This is a genomic window from Roseateles sp. P1_C1_2 (genome assembly GCF_056406535.1).
This window is the reverse complement of sequence record NZ_JBFUAB010000016.1, coordinates 165,382-185,853: the sequence shown is the minus strand read 5'-3', so window position 1 is coordinate 185,853 and position 20,472 is coordinate 165,382. Positions and strand designations below refer to the sequence as shown.

The window sequence follows — 20,472 nt, the reverse complement described above, 5'->3', positions numbered from 1 at the left end:
GGCGCCGCCCACGCGCCGGGGCTGGACTGGGACGCGCTGACGGCGCCTGCCGACGCGCTGCTGGACGCGCTGGCGGAGCCGTCCAGCCTCGGCGTCATCTCGGTGGCCCTGGACGACGACGGCTTGCTGCGGCATGTGCCGCTGCTGCACCGCGTGCAGGGCCGCAGCCTGCCCAGCCTGGCCTTTGCGGCACGGCTGCGGGCCGATGGCGCGCTGGCCTGGCGGCGCGACGGTGGCGATCTGCTCGCCGGGGCGCGCCGCTGGCCGGTGGACGAGGCCGGCCAATTGCGCCTGCGCCTGCCGCTGAACGGCGACGCGCCACCGCGGGTGTCCTGGCAGCGCCTGATGCGTGCGGCCCTGGGCGAGGTGGAGGACACCGAACTGGCCCGGTTGCTGGCCGGTCGCAGCGTCTTCGTCGGCAGCAGCGCCTTCTTTGCCGACGAGGTCATGACGCCCCAGGGACGGCTGTCGGGCACCGCGCTGAATGCCGCCGTCTTCGAAGCGCTGGGCGGCGAGCCGCTGCCGCTGCTGCGTGACCGTGGCGCGGCGGTCTGGGCTGTCGATGCCGGCCTGCTGGCCCTGGGCCTGTTGCCACTGCTGCTGCGCCGCCAGGCTCTTGCCGCCGGTGTGGCCATGACGGCCATGGTGCTTGCTGCGTGGTTGGCCGTGGCAGCAGGGCGGCTGCCCACGCCGGCGCCGGCCTTCTATCTGCTGGCCCTGGGCCTGTTGTTCACCGCCATCGAGCATGAGCGCGCCCATCGCGAGCGCGAACGCGAGCTGACCCGCGAGCGCGAGCTGGCCGACGCGCGCAGCCGCGCCAAGACCGAATTGCTGGCCCAGGTCAGCCACGAGATGCGCACGCCGATGAACGCGGTGCTGGGCTTCTCCGACATCCTGGCGCGCTCGCCGCTGCGGCCCGAGCAGGCCCATTACGTCGAGGTGCTGGGCCACGCCGGCCGCCAGGTCTTCGCCCTCATCAACGACCTGCTCGACAACGCCCGCATCGAGAGTGGACGGCTGGAGCTGGCCCCCCACCCCTTCAACCTCGTCGATCTCGTCGAGCTGCAACTGGAGCTGCTGCGTTCGCGCGCCCAGAGCCAGGGCCTGTGGCTGCGCGTGTTCGCGCGCACCGAGGCCACCGGCTGGGTGCTGGGCGACCAGCAGCGCGTCGCCCAGATCGTCACCAACCTGGTCGGCAATGCGATCAAGTTCACCAAGACCGGTGGCGTGACGGTGGAGCTGTCGCGGGATGGCGAGGGCCGCGTGCTGATCAGCGTGCAGGACACCGGCATCGGCATCGCGACGGACCGGCTGGAACGCATCTTCCAGCCTTTCGCCCAGGCCGACGCGTCCATCGCGCAGGAGTTCGGCGGCACGGGCCTGGGCCTGGCCATCACGCGCAGCCTGGCGCGGCTGATGGGCGGCGACGTCGGCGTGCAGAGCCGCCTCGGCGAGGGCAGCCGCTTCGAGGTCAGGCTGGACCTGCCGGAATCGCGCCCGCCGCATGCCGACCTGACCGAGGCGCGCGCCGAACCACGTGCTGACCGTATTGCGCCGAGCCGCTCGCTGGCCCTGCTGCTGGCCGAGGACAACGACGTCAACGTGCTCGTCATCGAGGGCATGCTGCAGCCCCTGGGCCACCGCATCACGCGGGTGCGCGACGGCGAGCAGGCGCTCGCCGCCTTGCGAAAGGGTACGGGCGACGGCGAGTTCGACCTCGTGCTGATGGACATGCTGATGCCGGGCATGGACGGCCTCACGGCCACGCGCCAGTGGCGTGCCATCGAGGCCGCAGAGGGCCTGCCTCGCACACCCATCGTCGCGCTGACGGCGAACGCCTTCGACACCGATGTGCAGCAGTCCCTCGCTGCCGGTTGCGACGCGCACCTGACCAAACCCCTGAGCCTGGCGGCGCTGCTGCAGGCCCTGGCCCAGTACGCGCGAGTCTGAGTCGTTAGGGGCCGGCCTGGCCCGTGTGGAAAGTCAGCCCCTAGTTCTTGGTGCTGCGATTGCGCCACAGCCTGACTTCCCGCAGGGGAAACCGCATGAAGTGCCGCTCACACTTCTTTGCACGAGGGCAACAAGCCGCGCCGCGGCGGGGGTCGGGGCGACCTCTTCACAAAGCCCCAAACGACAGGAGTACTGCTTCCATGCAACACCGTCACACCCGACTGGCGCTGGCGCTGCTGGCCGCCGGCATCGCCGGCACGGCCGCCGCGCAGAACGCGCCGGCCCAACAGCAGCAGCTCGAGCGCATCACCATCACCGGCTCGTCCATCAAGCGCGTCGAGTCCGAGACGGCCCTGCCCGTCACCGTGATGACGCGCGACCAGATCGAGAAGACCGGCGCCACCAATGTCGAGGACATCCTGCGCCGCATCGGCGCCAACACGGCCATGCAGTCGGATTCGACGCAGGGCGCCGGCTATTCCCAGAGCTTTGCCAACCTGCGCGGCCTGGGCCCCAATTCCACGCTGGTGCTGCTCAACGGCAGGCGCCTGGCCAACTTCGCCTTCGGCTCCATCGGCGGCAACTCGTCGGTCGACCTGAACAGCATCCCCTTCGCGGCCATCGATCGCATCGAGGTGCTGCGTGATGGCGCCTCGGCCGTGTACGGCACCGACGCCGTCGGCGGCGTCATCAACTTCATCACCCGCAAGGACTACGACAAGGGCGCCATCACGCTGAAGTACGGCGCACCCGAGAAGAGCATCGGCGGCAAGGAGACCAGCGCCTCCATCGCCTTCGGCATGGGCGGCCTCAAGACCGACGGCTACAACCTGCTCCTGACCGGCAACGTCAAGAAGCAGACCAAGGTCAGCTCCCTCGACCAGAAGTGGTATCTGCGCGGCATCGACGAAATCCCCGGCTCCGATCCCCCGACCTCGGGCCGCTCCTTCCCGGGCCGCCTCGTCGACTTCAACATCACGCCGGGCGCCTATGCCAACGCGGGCGCCGACTTCAGCCCCTGCGACCCCAACTTCAACACCATCCAGACGCTGGCGGCGACGACGCCCAACGGCACGCCGATCAAGCGCTGCCGCTTCATCTATCCGGCCATGCAGGAGAACCTGCCCGACTCCAAGAAGGCCGATGCCTTCGGCCGCTTCACGCTGGACACGGGCAACGATTCGCAGGTCTTCTTCGAGGCCAGCTACGCACGCAACGACTCCATCGGCCGCACGGCCGCCGTGCCCATCGACTCGACAGCGGGTCATGTGAAGGCCGACGGCACCTACCCGTCCTTTGCCTTGCCCATTTCGAGCAAGTACTTCCCGGCGGCGCTGCTGACCAGCCTGGGCTACACCCCGGCCCAGTTCGACACGCTGGGTGGCGGCTTCACCGAGATCGCGATGCGCTCCGTGCCGGTCGGCCCGCGCACCAACAACGTGTTGAACGAGCAGACCCGCTTCGTGGCCGGTGCCTCCGGCATCTTCCAGGGCTGGGACTACGACGCCGGCCTGACGATGTCGCAGGCCAAGGGCTCGCTGGACTACTACAACTATCTGCACGAAGGCCGCTTCATCGCCGAGCTGGCCAAGGGCATCATCAACCCCTTCGGCCCGCAGGACGAGGCCGGCCTGGCCGCACTGAACCGCGCCCGCATGGAAGGCCCGATGCGCCGCTCCAAGAGCACGACCTATGCGTTCGACGCCAAGGCCAGCAAGGAGCTGATGAGCATGGCGGGCGGCCCGATGATGCTGGCCGTCGGCACCGACCTGCGCAAGGAAAAGGCTGACGACCATGCCGTGAACCCGGACTACGAGCTGGGCCTGCACATCGGCGGCGAGGGCACCGTGCCCAAGACCGTGGCCTCGCGCACCATCTACGCCGTCTTCAGCGAGCTCTCCATGCCCTTCGCCAAGGGCTGGGAGGCGACCGTCAAGGCGCGCTATGACAAGTACAGCGACTTCGGCAGCACCTTCAACCCGGGCGTGACGCTGCGCTTCCAGCCCAGCAAGGAAATCCTGCTGCGCGGCAGCGCCGGCACCGGTTTCCGCGCGCCGACGCTGTGGGACGTCAACAGCCCAACGGCCTTCACCAACACCGCCAACTCCCTGGTCGACCCGAACTGCCCGGCCGGCCAGGCCGGCGACCCGCGCTGCGAAACGCAGTTCAATGTGCGACTGTCCAGCGACCCCAACCTCAAGCCCGAGAAGTCGCGCCAGTACTCCATCGGCGCGGTGTTCGAGCCGGTGCGTGACCTGTCCATCGCGCTGGACTACTGGCACATCCAGAAGAAGGACCAGATCGGCACCATTGGCGGCGACGCCATCATGTCCGACGCGACCCTCTACCAGCGCTACAACGCCCGCATCCACCGCCTGGCCGCGCCGAACAACTTCATCAGCTACATCGAGACCCCGGTCGAGAACCTGGGCGACCTGAAGACCAACGGCATCGACGTGGACGTGAAGGCGAGCTGGCCGCTGGGCAGCATGGGCCGCCTGGGCGCCAGCTTCACCGGCAGCTACATCAACCAGTGGAAGCAGCAGAACGGCAAGGGCACGCCCTTCGTGTCCTATGAGGGCACGGCCGGCGACGGCGCCGGCGTGCAGCCGGTGCCCAAGTGGCAGCACACCCTGGGCCTGGACTGGAACCTGGGCAACTGGAACCTGACGCTGGAGAACGTCTTCATCAAGGGCTGGACCGAGTCGGCCGGCCTGGTGGAGGCCAATGTCGGCCCGTTGGTGGAGCACAAGGTCAAGGACACCAGCCGCTGGAACATGGCCGTCGGCTGGAAGCCCATCCCGACCCTGGCCCTGCGCCTGGGTGCGCGCAACCTGCTGGACCAGGATCCGCCGTTCACGGCCGTGTCCAGCTATGGCTCGCATGTGACCGGTTATGCCGGCTCCTTCGTCGACCCGCGCGGCCGCTTCTGGTACATGACAGCAAGCTATCAGTTCAAGTGAAATGACTCGCGCCCAGGGCGCGATCGCAAGGGGCTCTTCGGAGCCCCTTTTTCTTTGGACAGGCAGCCTGGGCCGGCATGTTGCCGCTATCGTCACGCCGCATGAGCCTGCCCGCGCCGCGCGACTTCGACACCTCCTTCATGGCCGGCGGCGGCGAGCTGGGCGAACTGATGCGCGCCCACGACTGGACCGCCACACCGCTGGGTGAGCCGGCTCAATGGCCGCGCAGTCTGAAGACGGTCGTGCGCATCATGCTGACGTCGCGCCAGCCGATCTGGATCGGCTGGGGTCCGCAGCTCATCTATCTCTACAACGACGCCTACCAGTCCATCATTGGCGGCCGGCATCCCTGGGCCCTGGGGCAGCCGACCGCCATGGTCTGGCGCGAGATCTGGCCCGAGATCGCGCCGCTGCTGGGCACGGCGATGACGGGCGACGGCATCTTCGTGGAGAGCCAGCTCCTCATCATGGAGCGCAACGGCTACCCGGAGGAGACCTACTACACCTTCTCCTACAGCCCCATTCCCGGCGACGACGGCGTGCCGGCCGGCATCATCTGCGCCAACTCCGACGAGACGCTGCGCGTCGTCGGCGAGCGCCAGCTGGCCCTGCTGCGCGAACTCGCCTTGCGCGCGGCGGACGCCCGCACCGTCGCCGATGCCGTGCAGCGCTGCACCGAGGCGCTGGAGACCAACCGCAAGGACGCGCTGTTTGCGGCCGTGCTGCTGCGCGAGCATGGCGAGTCCGCCTTCGCGCTGGCCGGCACCGCGGGTGGCAAGGGCCCGTGGCTGGAGGCGCTGCGAGCGCTCGATGTGCGCGGCGAGCCCTGGCGGGCGAGCGAGGTGCTGCGCTCCCAGCGCCCCTGGATCGTCGACGCGCTGCCGGCCGGCGTGGCCTGGCCCCGTGGCGACTGGAAGGAGGCCGCCGCCAAGGCCATGGTGCTGCCGATCCGCCCCAGCGGCGATGCCGGGCAGGAGGGGGTGCTCATCGTCGGCCTCAACCCCTATCGCCTGCCGCGCGACCACTACACCGATTTCCTGGGCCTGGTGGCCCAGCAGCTGTCGGCGGCCATCGGCAATGCCGAGGCCTATGAGATGCAGCAGCGCAAGGCCGAGGAACTGGCCCGCCTGGACCGGGCCAAGACCCAGTTCTTCTCCAACATCAGCCACGAGTTCCGCACGCCGCTGACGCTGATGACGGGGCCGCTGCGCGATGCCCTCGAGCACGAGCAGCTGCCGCCCTCGGCGCGCAGCCGGCTGCAGATGGTGGAGCGCAATGCGCTGCGCCTGTCCAGGCTGGTCAATGCGCTGCTGGAGTTCTCGCGCATCGAGGCCGGCCGCGTGACGTCGGTGTTCCAGCCTACCGACCTGGCGGCGTTGACCGGCGAACTGGCCAGCAGCTTCCGCTCGGCGATGGAGAGCGCGGGCCTGGTCTTCCGCGTCACCTGCCCGGCGCTGCCAGAGCCGGTCTATGTCGACCGCGACCACTGGGAGCGCATCCTGCTGAACCTGCTGTCCAACGCGCTGAAGTACACGCTGCAGGGCGAAGTCGGCGTGCGGGTCGGCGCCGAGGCGGACTGGGCCATCGTGGAGATCGAGGACAGCGGCATCGGCGTGGCGCCCGAGGAGCTGCCGCGGCTGTTCGAGCGCTTCCACCGCGTCGAGGGCGTGCAGGCACGCACCCACGAGGGCAGCGGCATCGGCCTGGCCCTGGTGCAGGAGTTGATGCGCCTGCATCACGGCCGCATCGACGTGGACAGCGAGCTCGGCCGCGGCACGCGCTTCACGCTGCGCCTGCCGCTGGGCCATGCGCATCTGCCGGCCGAGCAGGTCAGGCACGAGCGGGTCGAGACACGCAGTGGCAGCCAGGCGCCCTCCTATGTGCAGGAGGCGCTGCGCTGGCTGCCCGAAGCGGTGGCCGAGGACGCGCCCCCGGTCGGCGTCGACAGGGTCGGCATCGGCGACCGCTACCGTGCGACGCTGGGCGCCCGCATCGTCGTGGCCGACGACAACGCCGACATGCGCCACTACCTGCGCCGGCTGCTGGCGCCCTATTTCCGCGTCGAGGAGGCGGCCGACGGCGAACAGGCCCTGGCCGCCGTGCGCCGTGAGCGCCCGGCGCTGCTGCTGTCCGACGTGATGATGCCCAGGCTGGATGGCTTCGAGGTGCTGGCGGCCCTGCGCGCCGACGATGCGCTGCACACCCTGCCCGTCGTCCTGCTGTCGGCCCGTGCCGGCGAGGAGGCCCGCATCGAGGGCCTGGGCGCCGGTGCCGACGACTACCTCATCAAGCCCTTCACGGCCCGCGAGCTGCTGGCGCGCGTGTCCGCCCTCATCGAGCTGGACCTGGCGCGCCGCGGCGGCGAGCAGCAGCTGCGCCTCTTCCTGGCCCATGCGCGCATGTTCACCTGGGAGATCGACCTGGGCACGCGCCGGCTGACCGTGTCCGAGAACGCGGCCGACGTGCTGGGCGCCACGCTGCGCCATCTCGAAGAGGGTTTTGCCCTCGTCCATCCCGAGGACGTCGACGAAATACGCACGAGCATCGAAACGGCGGCGCGCGACGGTGGCGGCTTCACGCTGGAGCAGCGCATCGTGCGGCCCGACAACGGCGAGCTGCGCTGGCTGGAGACGCGCGCCCAGGCGCTGTGCAACGACGCCGGCGAGGCCGTGCGCCTGAGCGGCATCTCCTTCGACATGACCGATCGCAAGCGCCTGGAGGAGACGCTGCGCCAGTCGGACCGCCGCAAGGACGAGTTCCTTGCCATGCTGGCCCACGAGCTGCGCAATCCGCTGGCGCCCATCCGCACGGCGGCGGCGCTGATGCTGCGCACCACCCAGCCCGGCGCGCCGCAGCGCCGCGCGGTGGAGATCATCGACCGCCAGGTGCAGCAGATGGCGCGCATGGTGGACGACCTGCTGGACGTGTCGCGCATCACCCATGGCCGCATCGAGCTGGAGTGCGAGCCGGTCGAGCTGCACAGCGTCATCGACGCGGCCGTCGAGGCCGTCGGGCCGGCGATGCTGGAGCGCCGCCACCGGCTGAAGGTCGTGTCCGGCCCGGCGCTGGCCGTGCTGGCTGTGCTGGGTGACGCGGCGCGGCTGCAGCAATGCCTGGTCAACCTGCTGTCCAACGCGGCCAAATACACCGACGGCGGCGGCGAAGTGTGCGTCGAGCTGGCCCGGGACGGCGAAGAGGCCGTCATCCGCGTGCAGGACAGCGGCGCCGGCATCGCGCCGGAGACRCTGCCCGTCATCTTCGACCTGTTCGTGCAGAGCGCGCGCACGCTGGACCGCGCCCAGGGCGGCCTGGGGCTGGGCCTGGCTATCGTGCGCCGCCTCGTCGAGATGCATGGCGGCCGCGTCGGCGCCAGCAGTGCCGGCATCGGGCGGGGCTCGAGCTTCGAGATCCGCCTGCCGCTGCTGCACCAGCGGCCGGCGGCCGCGCCGGTGGCGGTCAGCGCCGCCGAGGCGCCGCGGCGCGTGCTGCTGATCGACGACAACCAGGACGCCGCCGAATCCCTGGCCATGATGCTGCGCGCCGATGGCCATGAGGTGCGCACCGGTTTCGGCCCGCAGGACGCGCTGTCGATGGCGGCTGCCTGGCAGCCCGACGTGATGCTGCTGGACATCGGCCTGCCCGGCATGGATGGCTATGAAGTGGCACGGCGCTTGAGGGCCGCAGGCCAGGCGCTGCGCCTGGTGGCGCTGACGGGCTATGGCCAGCCCGAGGACGTCCAGCGCTCCGTCGAGGCGGGCTTCGACGGCCACCTCGTCAAGCCGGTCGCCCTGGAGGCGCTGGCCCGGGCCCTGCGCCCCTAGGGTCGCAATGCCCGACTGATGTACTGGGCGGCCGCTTCTGGCTAGAGTCCCGCCGTCCCACCCCCCCTCGGAGGAAACCATGATCAACATGACCGTCAACGGTCGCGCCGTCTCGCTGGATGCTGACCCCGACATGCCATTGCTGTGGGCGGTCCGAGAGGAGTTGCAGCTCACCGGCGCGAAGTTCGGCTGCGGCGCGGCGCAATGCGGCGCCTGCACCATGCACGTGGCCGGCGCGCCGGTGCGGGCCTGCCTGACGCCGATCTCCTCGGTGACGGGCCCGGTGACCACCATCGAGGGCATGGCCAACGACAAGGTCGGCCAGGCCGTGCAAGCCGCCTGGGTCGAGCATGACGTGGCCCAGTGCGGCTACTGTCAGAGCGGCCAGGTCATGAGCGCCGTGGCCCTGCTCAAGGGCAACAAGAAGCCCAGCGACGCCCAGATCGACGAGGCGATGGCCGGCAATATCTGCCGCTGTGGCACCTACACCCGCATCCGCGCCGCCATCCACGCGGCCGCGGCTCAACTCGCCTGAGGAGAACGACATGCTGAACCCACGTCGTATCGACCAGGCCCTGACTGGCGGTCTGTCCCGCCGCAGCTTCGTCACCACCACCGTCGGTGGCGCCGTCGGCCTGGCCTTGCTGCCAGGTCTGAGCCAYGCCCAGGCGCCCAAGCCCGGCTCCAAGCCGACCGAGCAGCCGCTGGCCTTCGTCACCATCGCCAAGGACGGCACCACCACCATCCTGTGCAATCGCATGGACATGGGCCAGGGCATCGAAACCGGCCTGGCCATGATCTGCGCCGAGGAGCTGGACGCCGACTGGAGCAAGGTGCGCACCGGTTTTGGCGACCAGAAGGCCGCCTATGTGGACCCGATGTTCGGCATCCACCTGACCGGCGGCTCCAACTCGGTCAAGAACAGCTACCAGCAATACCGCGAGCTGGGGGCCCGCACCCGGGCCATGCTGGTGGCCGCCGCTGCGGAGAGCTGGGCCGTGCCGGCCGCGTCACTGAAGGCCGAGAACGGCGTCATTTCGGGCGGCGGAAAAAGCGCCGGCTACGGCGAGTTCTTCGACGCCGCGATGAAGGGCACGGTGCCCGAGGCCGTCACGCTGAAGGACCCCAAGGCCTTCAAGCTGATCGGTCGGCCCACCGGCCTGGTCGTCAGCAAGGCCAAGAGCACGGGCACCCAGGCCTATGGCATGGACGTGCAACTGCCCGGCATGGCGGTGGCCGTCATCCAGCGCCCGCCGGTCTTCAATGGCAAGGTTGGCAAGCTCGATTCGGCCGAGGCCCTCAAGGTCAAGGGCGTCAAGGCCGTGCTGACCGTGCCGCTGGACCGCGGCGGCCAGGGCGTGGCCGTCGTCGCCAGCGGCTACTGGGCCGCCAAGAAGGGCCGCGATGCCCTCAAGGTCGACTGGGACCTGGGCGGCGTCGCCAAGCCCGACACGGCCGCGCTGACCAAGCAGTACCTGGCCCTGGCCAGGACGGCCGGCACGCCGGCGCCCAAGCCCGAGTTCCAGGCCGACGTGGGCGCCTGGAGCAAGGCGCCCAAGAAGATCACGGCCGACTTCGTCTTCCCCTACCTGAACCACGCCCAGATGGAGCCGCTGGCCTGCACGGTGGACCTGAAGGCCGACCGCTGCGATTTCTATTACGCGGCCCAGATGCCCGGCATCGACGCGATGAACCTGGCCAAGACGGTGGGGCTCAAGCCCGAGCAGGTGCAGATCCATGTGCAGATGGCCGGCGGCGGCTTCGGCCGGCGCGCCACGCCGGCGACCGAATGGCCGCGCGAGGCGGCGGCCGTGGCCGTCGCGCTGGCCCAGGCCGGCAAGCCCATGCCGGTCAAGGTGATCTGGAGCCGCGAGGACGACGTCAAGGCCGGCTACTACCGGCCCATGACCGTGCACCGCGCCGAGATCGGCTTCGATGCGGCCGGCAAGATCGCGGGCTGGCAGCACCGCATCGTCAGCCAGAGCATCCTGAAGGGTTCGCCGCTGGAGGGCTTTGGCTACCAGAAGGGCGTGGATGGCACGACGACCGAGGGCATGCGCGAGCCCTATGAGTTCCCGATGAACCTCAGCGTCCACCACCCCGACGTCAATGTGCCGGTGCTGTGGTGGCGCTCGGTCGGCTCCACGCACACGGCCTATGTGATGGAGACCCTGGTCGACGAGATCGCTTTCGCCACCAAGCAGGACCCCGTCGCCTACCGCCTCAAGCTGATGGAGGGCAACGCCAAGGCCGACCGCCATCGCGCCGCCCTGCAGGCCGCTGTCGACAAGAGCGGCTATGGCAAGCGCAAGCTCAAGGCCGGCCAGGCCTGGGGCGTGGCGGTGCACGAGAGCTTCGAGTCCGTCGTCGCCTATGTCGTCGTCGCCAGCATCAAGGGCAAGGGCAAGGACCGCCAGCCGGTGCTGCAGGAAGTGCACGCCGGCGTGCACTGCAATCTCTGCGTCAACCCCAAGGCCGTCGAGACCCAGGTGCAGGGCGCGGCCATCATGGCCCTGGGCACGACGATGCCGACCCACCGCGTCACGTTCAAGGATGGCGTCGTCGAGCAGAACAACTTCTACGACATGGCCATGCCGCGCATGCCGGACGCGCCCAAGGTCATGACGGTCAGCATCGTGCCGAGCAACGACCCGCCCAAGGGCATGGGCGAGCCGGGCCTGCCGGCGCTGGCACCGGCGCTCGCGAATGCGGTGGCGCGCCTGACCGGCCAGCGCCAGCGCGAGCTGCCGTTCCGCTTCGCCTAGGCTGATTCCGAGGCTGGTGGGTAGCCAGCCTCGGCCAGCACGGCCGCCAGCGCCTCGCGGGGCAGGGCGCTGTCGACCTGGGCCGTTTTGGCTTCGCGGTCGATGTCGACACGGGCCTGGGCGTCGGCGGCCTTCAGCGCTTCGGTGATGGCGGCCACGCAATGGCCGCAGCTCATGTCGGGCAATGTGAAGCTGTGCATGCTGGCATCATGCCCGCATCTCCGCTGGACGTACTGCCATGCACATCATTGCCCTCAGCGGCGCGCTGCGCCGCGCCTCCTACAACACGGCCCTGCTGCGCGCCGCCGTCGAGATGGCGCCCGAGGGTGTCAGCATCGAACTGCGCACCCTGCACGGCATCCCCCTCTATGACGGCGACGTCGAGGCCCAGGGCATCCCGGAGGCGGTGACGACGCTGCGCGAGGAGATCCGCGCCGCCGACGCGCTGCTCATCGGCACGCCCGAGTACAACAACAGCATCCCCGGCGTGCTGAAGAACGGCCTGGACTGGCTGTCGCGACCGAGCGGCGAGGGCGCCAAGCTGTTTGGCGGCAAGCCGACCGGCCTGATCGGTGCGACGCCGGGCGGCTTTGGCACGGTGCAGTCGCAGGATGCGCTGCTTTCCGTCTTCCGCACCTTCGGCAGCGACTTCTGGATGGGCGGGCGGCTGATGGTGTCCCGGGCCGGCACGGTCTTCGATGCCGACGGCAAGCTCGTCGACGACAAGGTGCGCGAGCAGTTGCAGACCTTTGTGCAAGGCTTTGTCGACTTCGTGCGCCGGAGGGCCGCATGAGCGTCCACGTCGAGCGCATCGCCAGCCACATCGGCGATGTCGGCGGCATCCCCATCCAGCGCGCCCTGCCCAACAAGGGCCGCCGCATCATCGGCGCCTGGTGCTTTGCCGACCATGCCGGCCCGGCCACGCTGCCGCCGGAGCAGCGCATGAAGGTCGGCCCGCATCCGCACACCGGCTTGTCCACCTTCAGCTGGATGATCGAAGGCGAGATCCTGCACCGCGACAGCCTGGGCTCCGAGCAGGTGCTGCGCCCCGGCCAGGTCAACCTGATGACGGCCGGCCACGGCATCAGCCACAGCGAGGAGTCGCTGAGCGACCGCATCCATCTGGCCCAGCTGTGGATCGCGCTGCCCGATGCCGAGCGGGAAAGGGCGCCGAGCTTCCAGCACTTTGCCGAGCTGCCGCACTGCTCGGTCGGCGGCTTCGACGGCACGCTGCTGGTCGGCGATTTCGATGGCCAGCGCTCGCCGGTGCCCAGCTTCACGCCGCTGCTCGGCGTGGACCTCGTGGCCGCTGGCCCGGCCGACGCGGTGCTGGCGCTGCAACCCGGTTTCGAGCATGGGCTGATGCTGCTGGAAGGCGAGGTCGAGGCAGCGCCCGCCGGGCATGATGCCGTCGAGACCATCACGCCGGGCACGCTGCTCTATATCGGCCCCGGCTGTGAGTCCGTCGAACTGCGCTGCCCGGCGGCCGCACGGGTGCTGCTGCTCGGCGGCGAGCCCTGGGCCGCGCCGCCGCTGCTGTGGTGGAACTTCGTCGGCCGCGAGCCGGCCGAGATGCAGGACTGGGCGATGGACTGGGCCCGCGAGGATGGCGGGCGCTTCGGCGTCGTGCAGGGCTATGTCGGCCCGCGCATCCCGGTGCCGCCGGTGCCGGCGCTCAGGAAGCCCTGAGCCGCTTCACCAATTCAGCGTGCAGCAGTAGCCGCTCCAGAACGGCGCCGGCTCGGCGTTCAGTCGATAGGACTTGCCGTCGTAGCGGTAGGCCCATCGGTGCGGCCGGCGGCTGGCTCTTTCGTCGGTGTTGGTCACGATGATGTCGGCCCAACCCGCCGGACCAGGCCGGCCCATGGCCAAGGAGAGTTCGGCAGCCTGCCACTGGTCCTCGGCGTTTTCGAGGCGGGCCCGGGCATGCGTCGCGACGTTCAGCACCTGGCGCAGACTGCTGCCTGCGGGCACGAACAGCATCAGCTCGTTGCCCCAGTAGGCCTCGGCATATTGCGAACCATGGGCGGTGGAATGAAAACGCAGCCCCAGCGCGCGCAGTTGCGGCGTCAGCTGCCAGGCTGCGGTGTCGAGCTTGAAGCTGTACTCACCGACACCGGTCAGCGCGTCCGAGTCGACATGGGTCCAACGCATCTGCAGCGGGCGCTGCGTACGGGCATCGAGCAGGGCCAGGACCACCTCCCAGGCCGCGTCGCCCTCGGGTGACTTGGCGGTGCTCTCGAAGGCCATCACGGCGGCGAAGACCTGGCCCGCTGAGGGTGGCCAAGGCTTGCAGTGCTGTGAGACCAGATTGCCCAGCCCGACGACGCTTGGCCGCGCCGCCCGCAGCGCCTGCTCGATCGCGTCGCTGCAGCCCTGGCGGTCCTGGGCCTGCGCCAGGGCGCAGCTTGCGCCCAGCGCCAGCGCGAGAACCCTTTTCATCCCGCGCGCGCGCTCTTCACCAGCGCCTCGATGCGCGGCGTGGCATTCACCGGCACCAGCTCGATCTGAGGATTGGCCTTGGCGAAGACGCGGAACAGCTCGTCGGTGAAGCCATGGCCGACGTCGGTGACGCCGTCGAAATCGATCTCGGCGCGCTTGAAGGCCGACAGCCGCGAGCCGACGCGGCGGGCCTGGGCGCGCGAGTCCAGGGCCTGGCCTTCGCTGGTCAGCAGGCGCAGCTGCACGCGGGTGTGGTCGAACTCGATGCCGTCGCCTGCCAGGCTCCAGGTTTCCATGACGCCGTCCAGCGTGCGCGTCGTGTTCAGCGCGATGGCCATGTAGATGCTGCTGCCCTGGCGCGGCAGGGCCCGGCCCTTTTTCCAGCCGGCGCTTTCCCAAGCGCGGCGCTGGTAGGCGGTGTTGTTGGCGTGGATGTCGAAGACATCGGCCAGCTGCGAGCTGAAGAACAGGCCGCGGCCGGTGTGGGCGTCGGGGGCGCTCGTCAACCGCCCCTTGCTGAGCTCCAGCATCGCGTGCTGCGGGTCTTCGAGCTGGAAGGCGGTGCAGATCTTGTCGAAGACGCCGATGCCGTCATCGCTGACGAGCAGTTGTACATGCGTCGGCGTCTGGCGCAGCGACACGGTGACGCTGCTGCCGCCCGAATGGTCGGCGGCGTTGTTCACGAGCTCGGTGAAACCATGCTGGACCATGCGCTCGACATGCTTGGGCAAGGCGAAGTGAGGCGCGAAATCGCGCTGCCAGGGCAGGTCTTCCTGCAGGCCATAGAGGGTGTAGCTGCGCGCCACCTGGCGCAGGCTGCCCGGCGTGAATACCGGCCGGCGGCCGCTGCCGCCGCGGGCCAGCCAGCCGGCTTCGACCAGGCGCTTGAGGGCGGCCAGCGTGGCGCGGTGGCTGGCGCCGGTGCGTTCCTCGATATGCGTCGCCAGATCGTGCGAATGCTCGCTGGCCGCCGCGGTGATCCAGTTGGTGAGGTGGTCGAACACCAGTCTTGTCATGAGCACGCATTGTGCTGACTACTTCAACTGCGGGGGGTGGGGCGGTCCCTGACTCAGGAGGCTGCCGGCCTTTGGGGCGGGCGCGCGCCGGGGCAAGTTGCCAGGCCAGACAAGGCGCGGCCGCCGCTGTGGGGTCATTCCCACGAGGCGGGCGCAACGCTGGATGGCGTGGCAACTCGCCCCGGCCCTACGGGTTGACCCGCCTTCGAGGCTCATGCGGCGTTGCAAATACTCGCCGGGTATCCCACCCGGCTCCGCTTTGCGCCTTGCCTGACCCCCGAATGCGGGTCAACGCGCGCCCGTCCCAAAGGCCGGCAGCCTCCATAGAATCCCCAACCAGTTACGGCGCGGTTACCAAGTACGTTGGGAACCGCAGTCGGTCGAGATTTATCAACTACACCGGGGACAACCCATGCCTCTCGTTTCCATGCGCCAGTTGCTGGACCACGCCGCCGAAAACGGCTACGGCATCCCAGCCTTCAACGTCAACAACCTGGAACAGGTGCAGGCCATCATGGCCGCGGCCGACGAGGTCGGTGCGCCGGTCATCCTGCAGGCCAGCGCAGGCGCCCGCAAATACGCCGGCGAGCCCTTCATCAAGCACCTGATCCAGGCGGCGGCCGAGATGTACCCCCACATCCCGCTGGTCATGCACCAGGATCACGGCACCAGCCCCAAGGTCTGCTCTGGCGCCATCGACCTGGGCTTTGGCTCCGTGATGATGGACGGCTCGCTGATGGAAGACGGCAAGACGCCGGCTTCCTTTGAATACAACATGGAAGTCACCCGCAAGGTCGTCGAGATGGCGCACCAGGTCGGCGTCACCGTGGAAGGCGAGCTGGGCTGCCTGGGCAACCTCGAAACCGGTGAGGCCGGCGAGGAAGACGGCATCGGCGCCGAAGGCAAGCTCGATCACTCCCAGATGCTGACCGACCCCGAGGAAGCCGCCGTCTTCGTCAAGGCCACCCAGCTGGACGCGCTGGCCATCGCCATCGGCACCAGCCACGGCGCCTACAAGTTCAGCCGCAAGCCCACGGGCGACATCCTGGCCATCGGCCGCGTGAAGGAGATCCACGCGCGCATCCCCAACACCCACCTCGTCATGCACGGCTCGTCCAGCGTGCCGCAGGACCTGCTGGCCATCATCAACCAGTACGGCGGCAAGATGAAGGAGACCTTCGGCGTGCCGGTCGAGGAGATCCAGGAAGCCATCAAGCACGGTGTGCGCAAGATCAACATCGACACCGACGTCCGCCTGGCGATGACGGGCGCGGTGCGCAAGTTCCTGGCCGAGAACCCCGACAAGTTCGACGCCCGCGAATGGCTCAAGCCGGCCCGCGAGGCCGCCAAGGTCATCGCCAAGGAGCGCTACATGCAATTCGGCTGCGAAGGCCAGGCCGGCAAGATCAAGGGCCGCACGCTGGTCGACATCGCCGGCGCCTACGCCCGTGGCGAGCTGGCACAGAAGGTCCAATAAGGGTTCAGTGACGCGTCACTGCTTCACTTACGGCTCACTGATGTGGGCCGACATCATGGCCCGCGTCTGCGGGCGTGAATTCGCCAGCGAGCCTGCCTCGCTGGCCGATCATCAGCGCCACCCGGTACGCGGCCAGGACTATCCCGGCCTGCGGCCCGCCCCCGGCGGGCTCGTGCAGGGGCGGCTCTACCTGGATGTGACGCAGGACGCCTGGGCGCGGCTCGATGCCTTCGAAGGCGTCGAGTACGAGCGCGCCGACATCGTCGTGACACCGGGCGATGGCGGCACGCTGCCGGCCCAGGTCTACCGTTTTCGCGCCGAGTTCGCTGACCGGCTTTTGGCCGGCGACTGGGATGCCGATGCCTTCGGCCGCGAAGGCCGTGAGCGCTTCATCGCCCGCTATGTCGGCTTCGACCTGATCACGCCACGCTGAAGCCCCGGGAATAAACCACGTTTCGGCCGATGCACCCCCTGTTTGCGGGGCCACAATGCATTGGCATAACCCCTTGGTAGTTGGGGTTGGGAGCATGGGATGGACGAGCTGACCGGAATCGTCGCGCGGGCAGGGTTCCTGCCCCACGGCTATTGCTTCCAATGGTCGCCGGGCCTGCTCTGGACCATGGTGAGCGCCGATCTGTCCATCGCCCTGGCCTATTTCTCCATTCCGCTGGCCATCGCCAGCTACGCCCGCCAACGCCCCCAGGTCAACCTCGGCAGCATCGCGACGCTGTTTGCCGTCTTCATCTTTGCCTGTGGCGTGACCCATGTGCTGGACGTCTGGACGATCTGGCGCCCCGACTACGAACTGCAGACAGCCGGCAAGGTCTTCACCGCCTGCGCCTCGGTGCTCACCGCGGCCGTCGCCTGGCGGCTGATGCCCACGCTGCTGGCCCTGCCGTCCATCGACGAGATGCGCACCGCCAACGAAGCCTTGCGCCGCGAGATGGACCGCCGCCACAGCGCCGAGGACCATCAACTGGAGGCCGAGCAGAACCTGGCCGCGACGCTGGCGGCCATCGATGCCGGCTTCATCACGACCGACGGCGAGGGCCGCGTCACGCGCATCAACGCCGTGGCCGAGCGCATCACCGGCTGGCCGGCGCGCGAGGCCTTGGGCCGTTCGCTCTGGGAGGTCTTCCAGCGTGAGGGCATGCCGGCTGACCTGATGGCGCGCAACCCCATCGACGTCGTCCGTGACCGCACTTCCGACGTCGCCTTCCGCAGCCAGGCTGTCTGTGTCGCGCGGGACGGCAGCTCGCGCCCCGTCGAGGTCCATGCCGACCTGACCCACCATGCCGACGGCAGCGAGCGCGGCGTGGCCATCGTGTTCCGCGACGTCGGCCGCCTGACCGAGGCCGAGGCCGAGGTGCGCCGCCTGGCCGCCGTCGTCGAGTCTTCGGCCGATGCCATCGTCGTGAAGACGCTGGACGRCCACATCACGAACTGGAACGCGGCCGCCGAGAAGATGTTCGGCTACACCGCCGCCGAGGTCGTCGGCCAGCCGGTGCAGATGCTGATCCCGCCCGAACGCGAGGCGGAGGAGATGGGCATCCTGAACCGCATTGCCCAGGGGCAGCATGTGCCGCCCTTTCGCACCGTGCGCATCGCCAAGGACGGCCGCCGCGTCGAGATCTCGGCCCAGGTCTCGCCGCTGCGCGACGCGACGGGTCGCATCATCGGTGGCATCAAGTCGGCACGCGACCTGACCCACCAGCGCCAGATCGAGGCCGCGCTGCGCCAGAGCGAGGCAAGGCTGCGCTTCGCGCTGGAGTCCGCTGCCATCGGTGACTGGGAACTGGAGCTGGACAGCGGCGCCATCCACCGCTCGCGCCGCTACGACCAATGCTTCGGCCTCGTCGACGCCAGCGGCAACTGGAGTCGCGAGCGCATGCTGGCCGCCGTCCATCCCGACGACCGCGCCATGGTGGAGGCTGGCCTCGCGGCCCTGCCCGAGGGCCATCGGCCCTGGCATGCCGAGTTCCGCGTCGTCTGGCCCGACGACAGCGTGCACTGGCTGCGCCTGGACGCGCGCGTCACCCACGACGATGCGGGCTCGCCGCGCCTGGTCGGCATTGCCGCCGACGTGACCGCCATGCGCACCGCCGAGCAGGCCCGCCAGCAGTCCATCTGGCTGGCGGCCGAGAACCGTCGCGTGCAGGAAGGCAGCCGGCTCAAGAGCCTCTTCCTGGCGAATATGTCGCATGAGCTGCGCACGCCGTTGAATGCCGTCATCGGTTTCGCCGACCTGCTGACCATGGGTGCCCACCCGCCGGACTCGCAGCGCCAGCGCGAATGGCTGCAGCACATCGCCAGCAGCGGCCGGCATCTGCTGGCCATGATCAACGACGTGCTCGACCTGTCCAAGATCGAGGCGGGCAAGATGGACTTCCACCCCGAGCCCGTCGAACTGCCAGCCCTCGTCGACGACGTAATGGCCACCGTCGCCGTGCTCGCCGAGCAGCGCACCCTGAGCCTCAAGTCCTCCATCGAGCCGGGCCTGCGCGGCCTGGTGCTGGACCCGGCGCGGCTCAAGCAGGTGCTGCTGAACTACCTGTCCAATGCCATCAAGTTCACGCCGGCCGGCGGCCACATCGAACTGCGCATGGTGGGTGAAGGGCCCCGGCTGTGGCGGCTGGAGGTCGAAGACAGCGGCATCGGCATCCCGCCCGAGCGCATCCATCAACTCTTTGTCGAGTTCCAGCAGCTCGACGACGGCCTGACCAAGCGCCACCAGGGCACCGGCCTCGGCCTGGCGCTGACGCGCCGGCTGGTGGAGGCCCAGGGTGGCCGCATCGGCGTCTACAGCGAGCCCGGGCGTGGCAGTCGTTTCTATGCCGTGCTGCCGCGCCAGCCGCTGGACGCGGTGCTGCCGGCCGAGCGGCCGGCCCACCAGCAGCTGATCGCGCTGTGCGACCACCCGCTGCGCGATGGCCTGGCGCGCGAGCTGTCGCAGGCCGGCGTCATCGCCGACACCGCGTCCACCGCCGGGGAGGTGCTGCGCCTGACCCGCGTGCGCCGCTATACCGAGCTGGCCATCGACCTGGGCTTGCCCGATGCGCCGGGCCTGTCCCTGCTGGCGGCGCTGCGCAGCGGCGGGCCGTCCATGCATGCGGCCGTCAAGGCCCTGGCGCTGACGCCGCGCGCCGGCGCGGGCGTCGCCTTCCCCGTCACCGATGTGCTGGCCAAGCCGCTGCGCCGGGCGGCCCTGGCGCGGGCCTTGCTGCCTTTGCGTGACCGGCTGGGCCCGGGCCGGCCCGTGCTCGTCGTCGACGACGAGGCGGCGTCGCGCGAACTGATGTGTGCGGCCCTGCAGGGCGCCGGCGTCGAGGCCGTCGCGGCGGCCAGCGGCGCCGAGGCGCTGCAGCGCCTGTCCGTGCTGCAGCCCGCCGCCCTCGTGCTCGACCTGATGATGCCCGGCATCGACGGCTTCCAGGTGCTGCACGAGCTGCGCGGCGACCCGCGCTGGGCCACGTTGCCCGTCATCGTCTGGACGGCACTGGCGCTGGGCGTCGAGGACATCGAGAGCCTGGCGCGCTCGGCCACGGCCATCGCCAATGCGGGCGAGGCCCAGCCGATGGCCGCGGTGCGCGATGCGCTGCTGAATGCCGCGCGCCAGGACCGCCGGGGCCGGCGTCGCAACGGAACCGGGAGCTGAAATGGCTGGCGAACGCATCCTCATCGTCGACGACAACGAGCTCAACATCGACCTCGCCCAGTATGTGCTGGAGGCCGACGGCTTCATCGTCGACCGTGCCCTGCATGTCGACGAGGCCTGGGCGCGGCTGCGCGCCTACCGGCCCGCGCTGGCCCTGGTCGACATCCAGTTGCCCGGCACCGACGGCCTGAGCCTGGCGCGCGCCATCAAGGCCACGCCCGACCTGGCCGACCTGCCCGTCATCGCCTTCACCGCCTTTGCCATGCCGGGTGACGAGCAGCGCTTCCGTGCAGCAGGCTGTGACGGCTATCTGACCAAGCCGATTGATGTGCACAGTTTTGCAGCGACTGTCCGGTCCTACCTCGGCACCTAAAATCCGCGGC

Annotated in this window: 14 protein-coding genes; 11 read left to right on the top strand and 3 right to left on the bottom strand. The window is 69.6% G+C overall.

Going from position 1 to position 20,472, the window contains the following annotated elements:
• The 5 genes from AC1D2H_RS17525 to AC1D2H_RS17505 form a co-directional block, all read left to right on the top strand.
• Positions 1-1,950, top strand: a 1,950-nt coding sequence (locus tag AC1D2H_RS17525; RefSeq protein WP_478011863.1) for a hybrid sensor histidine kinase/response regulator, incomplete at its 5' end; no start/stop codon positions are given.
• Between the two features lie 200 nt (positions 1,951-2,150).
• Complete coding sequence (locus AC1D2H_RS17520; protein ID WP_477937570.1) at positions 2,151-4,913, top strand: TonB-dependent receptor; 2,763 nt, start codon at positions 2,151-2,153, stop codon at positions 4,911-4,913.
• Positions 4,914-5,014: 101 nt separating this feature from the next.
• The gene (locus AC1D2H_RS17515) at positions 5,015-8,734 is read left to right on the top strand and encodes an ATP-binding protein (protein WP_478011862.1); all 3,720 of its coding nucleotides are present in this window, start codon (positions 5,015-5,017) and stop codon (positions 8,732-8,734) included.
• Between the two features lie 79 nt (positions 8,735-8,813).
• Entirely contained in the window at positions 8,814-9,269 is a 456-nt protein-coding gene (locus AC1D2H_RS17510) for a (2Fe-2S)-binding protein (RefSeq protein ID WP_478011861.1), read from the top strand.
• A gap of 10 nt (positions 9,270-9,279) precedes the next feature.
• Positions 9,280-11,499, top strand: coding sequence for a xanthine dehydrogenase family protein molybdopterin-binding subunit (locus tag AC1D2H_RS17505; RefSeq protein ID WP_477937566.1), 2,220 nt, complete (start codon positions 9,280-9,282; stop codon positions 11,497-11,499).
• Here the strand turns inward: AC1D2H_RS17505 and AC1D2H_RS17500 are convergent.
• Positions 11,496-11,699: a heavy-metal-associated domain-containing protein gene (locus AC1D2H_RS17500; protein ID WP_477937564.1), complete on the bottom strand. Its 204-nt coding sequence runs from the start codon at positions 11,697-11,699 to the stop codon at positions 11,496-11,498. The genes AC1D2H_RS17505 and AC1D2H_RS17500 overlap by 4 nt on opposite strands.
• A gap of 38 nt (positions 11,700-11,737) precedes the next feature.
• Here AC1D2H_RS17500 and AC1D2H_RS17495 point away from each other — a divergent pair, with 38 nt between their 5' ends.
• A complete protein-coding gene (locus tag AC1D2H_RS17495) occupies positions 11,738-12,292 on the top strand; it encodes an NADPH-dependent FMN reductase (RefSeq protein ID WP_478011860.1) in 555 nt (184 codons plus the stop codon).
• Positions 12,289-13,188 carry a pirin family protein gene (locus AC1D2H_RS17490; protein ID WP_478011859.1) on the top strand — a complete coding sequence of 300 codons (900 nt, stop codon included), beginning with the start codon at positions 12,289-12,291 and terminating at the stop codon, positions 13,186-13,188. The genes AC1D2H_RS17495 and AC1D2H_RS17490 overlap by 4 nt, the downstream gene beginning before the upstream one ends.
• Before the next feature lie 6 nt (positions 13,189-13,194).
• On the opposite strand, the gene AC1D2H_RS17485 is transcribed toward AC1D2H_RS17490, so the two are convergent.
• Together AC1D2H_RS17485 and AC1D2H_RS17480 are read right to left on the bottom strand one after the other, a co-directional pair.
• Positions 13,195-13,941 (bottom strand): PA3715 family protein, encoded by a 747-nt coding sequence (locus AC1D2H_RS17485; RefSeq protein ID WP_478011858.1) that lies wholly within the window; start codon positions 13,939-13,941, stop codon positions 13,195-13,197.
• On the bottom strand, positions 13,938-14,957 hold the full coding sequence (locus AC1D2H_RS17480) for an STAS-like domain-containing protein (RefSeq protein ID WP_477937556.1): 1,020 nt from the start codon (positions 14,955-14,957) through the stop codon (positions 13,938-13,940). Before AC1D2H_RS17480 ends, AC1D2H_RS17485 begins: the two co-directional genes overlap by 4 nt.
• Positions 14,958-15,369: 412 nt before the next feature.
• Between AC1D2H_RS17480 and fba the strand changes: the two genes are divergently transcribed.
• The 4 genes from fba to AC1D2H_RS17460 all read left to right on the top strand — a co-directional run bounded on the left by fba (position 15,370) and on the right by AC1D2H_RS17460 (position 20,462).
• Positions 15,370-16,434: a class II fructose-bisphosphate aldolase gene (fba, locus tag AC1D2H_RS17475; protein ID WP_478011857.1), complete on the top strand. Its 1,065-nt coding sequence runs from the start codon at positions 15,370-15,372 to the stop codon at positions 16,432-16,434.
• A complete protein-coding gene (locus AC1D2H_RS17470; RefSeq protein ID WP_478011856.1) occupies positions 16,406-16,867 on the top strand; it encodes a gamma-glutamylcyclotransferase family protein in 462 nt (153 codons plus the stop codon). The genes fba and AC1D2H_RS17470 overlap by 29 nt, the downstream gene beginning before the upstream one ends.
• Positions 16,868-16,966: 99 nt before the next feature.
• Positions 16,967-20,089 (top strand): PAS domain S-box protein, encoded by a 3,123-nt coding sequence (locus tag AC1D2H_RS17465; protein ID WP_478011855.1) that lies wholly within the window; start codon positions 16,967-16,969, stop codon positions 20,087-20,089.
• 1 nt (position 20,090) lies between these two features.
• On the top strand, positions 20,091-20,462 hold the full coding sequence (locus AC1D2H_RS17460) for a response regulator (protein ID WP_477937548.1): 372 nt from the start codon (positions 20,091-20,093) through the stop codon (positions 20,460-20,462).
• Positions 20,463-20,472 lie beyond the last annotated feature (10 nt).

What these genes read in the sequence shown, in the direction of transcription:
- AC1D2H_RS17520 (WP_477937570.1), top strand. Translation starts at nt 2,151, where the DNA reads ATGCAACACCGTCACACCCGACTGGCGCTGGCGCTGCTGGCCGCCGGC.
- AC1D2H_RS17510 (WP_478011861.1), top strand. Translation starts at nt 8,814, where the DNA reads ATGATCAACATGACCGTCAACGGTCGCGCCGTCTCGCTGGATGCTGAC.
- AC1D2H_RS17500 (WP_477937564.1), bottom strand. Translation starts at nt 11,699, where the DNA reads ATGCACAGCTTCACATTGCCCGACATGAGCTGCGGCCATTGCGTGGCC.
- AC1D2H_RS17495 (WP_478011860.1), top strand. Translation starts at nt 11,738, where the DNA reads ATGCACATCATTGCCCTCAGCGGCGCGCTGCGCCGCGCCTCCTACAAC.
- AC1D2H_RS17490 (WP_478011859.1), top strand. Translation starts at nt 12,289, where the DNA reads ATGAGCGTCCACGTCGAGCGCATCGCCAGCCACATCGGCGATGTCGGC.
- AC1D2H_RS17485 (WP_478011858.1), bottom strand. Translation starts at nt 13,941, where the DNA reads ATGAAAAGGGTTCTCGCGCTGGCGCTGGGCGCAAGCTGCGCCCTGGCG.
- AC1D2H_RS17480 (WP_477937556.1), bottom strand. Translation starts at nt 14,957, where the DNA reads ATGACAAGACTGGTGTTCGACCACCTCACCAACTGGATCACCGCGGCG.
- fba (WP_478011857.1), top strand. Translation starts at nt 15,370, where the DNA reads ATGCCTCTCGTTTCCATGCGCCAGTTGCTGGACCACGCCGCCGAAAAC.
- AC1D2H_RS17460 (WP_477937548.1), top strand. Translation starts at nt 20,091, where the DNA reads ATGGCTGGCGAACGCATCCTCATCGTCGACGACAACGAGCTCAACATC.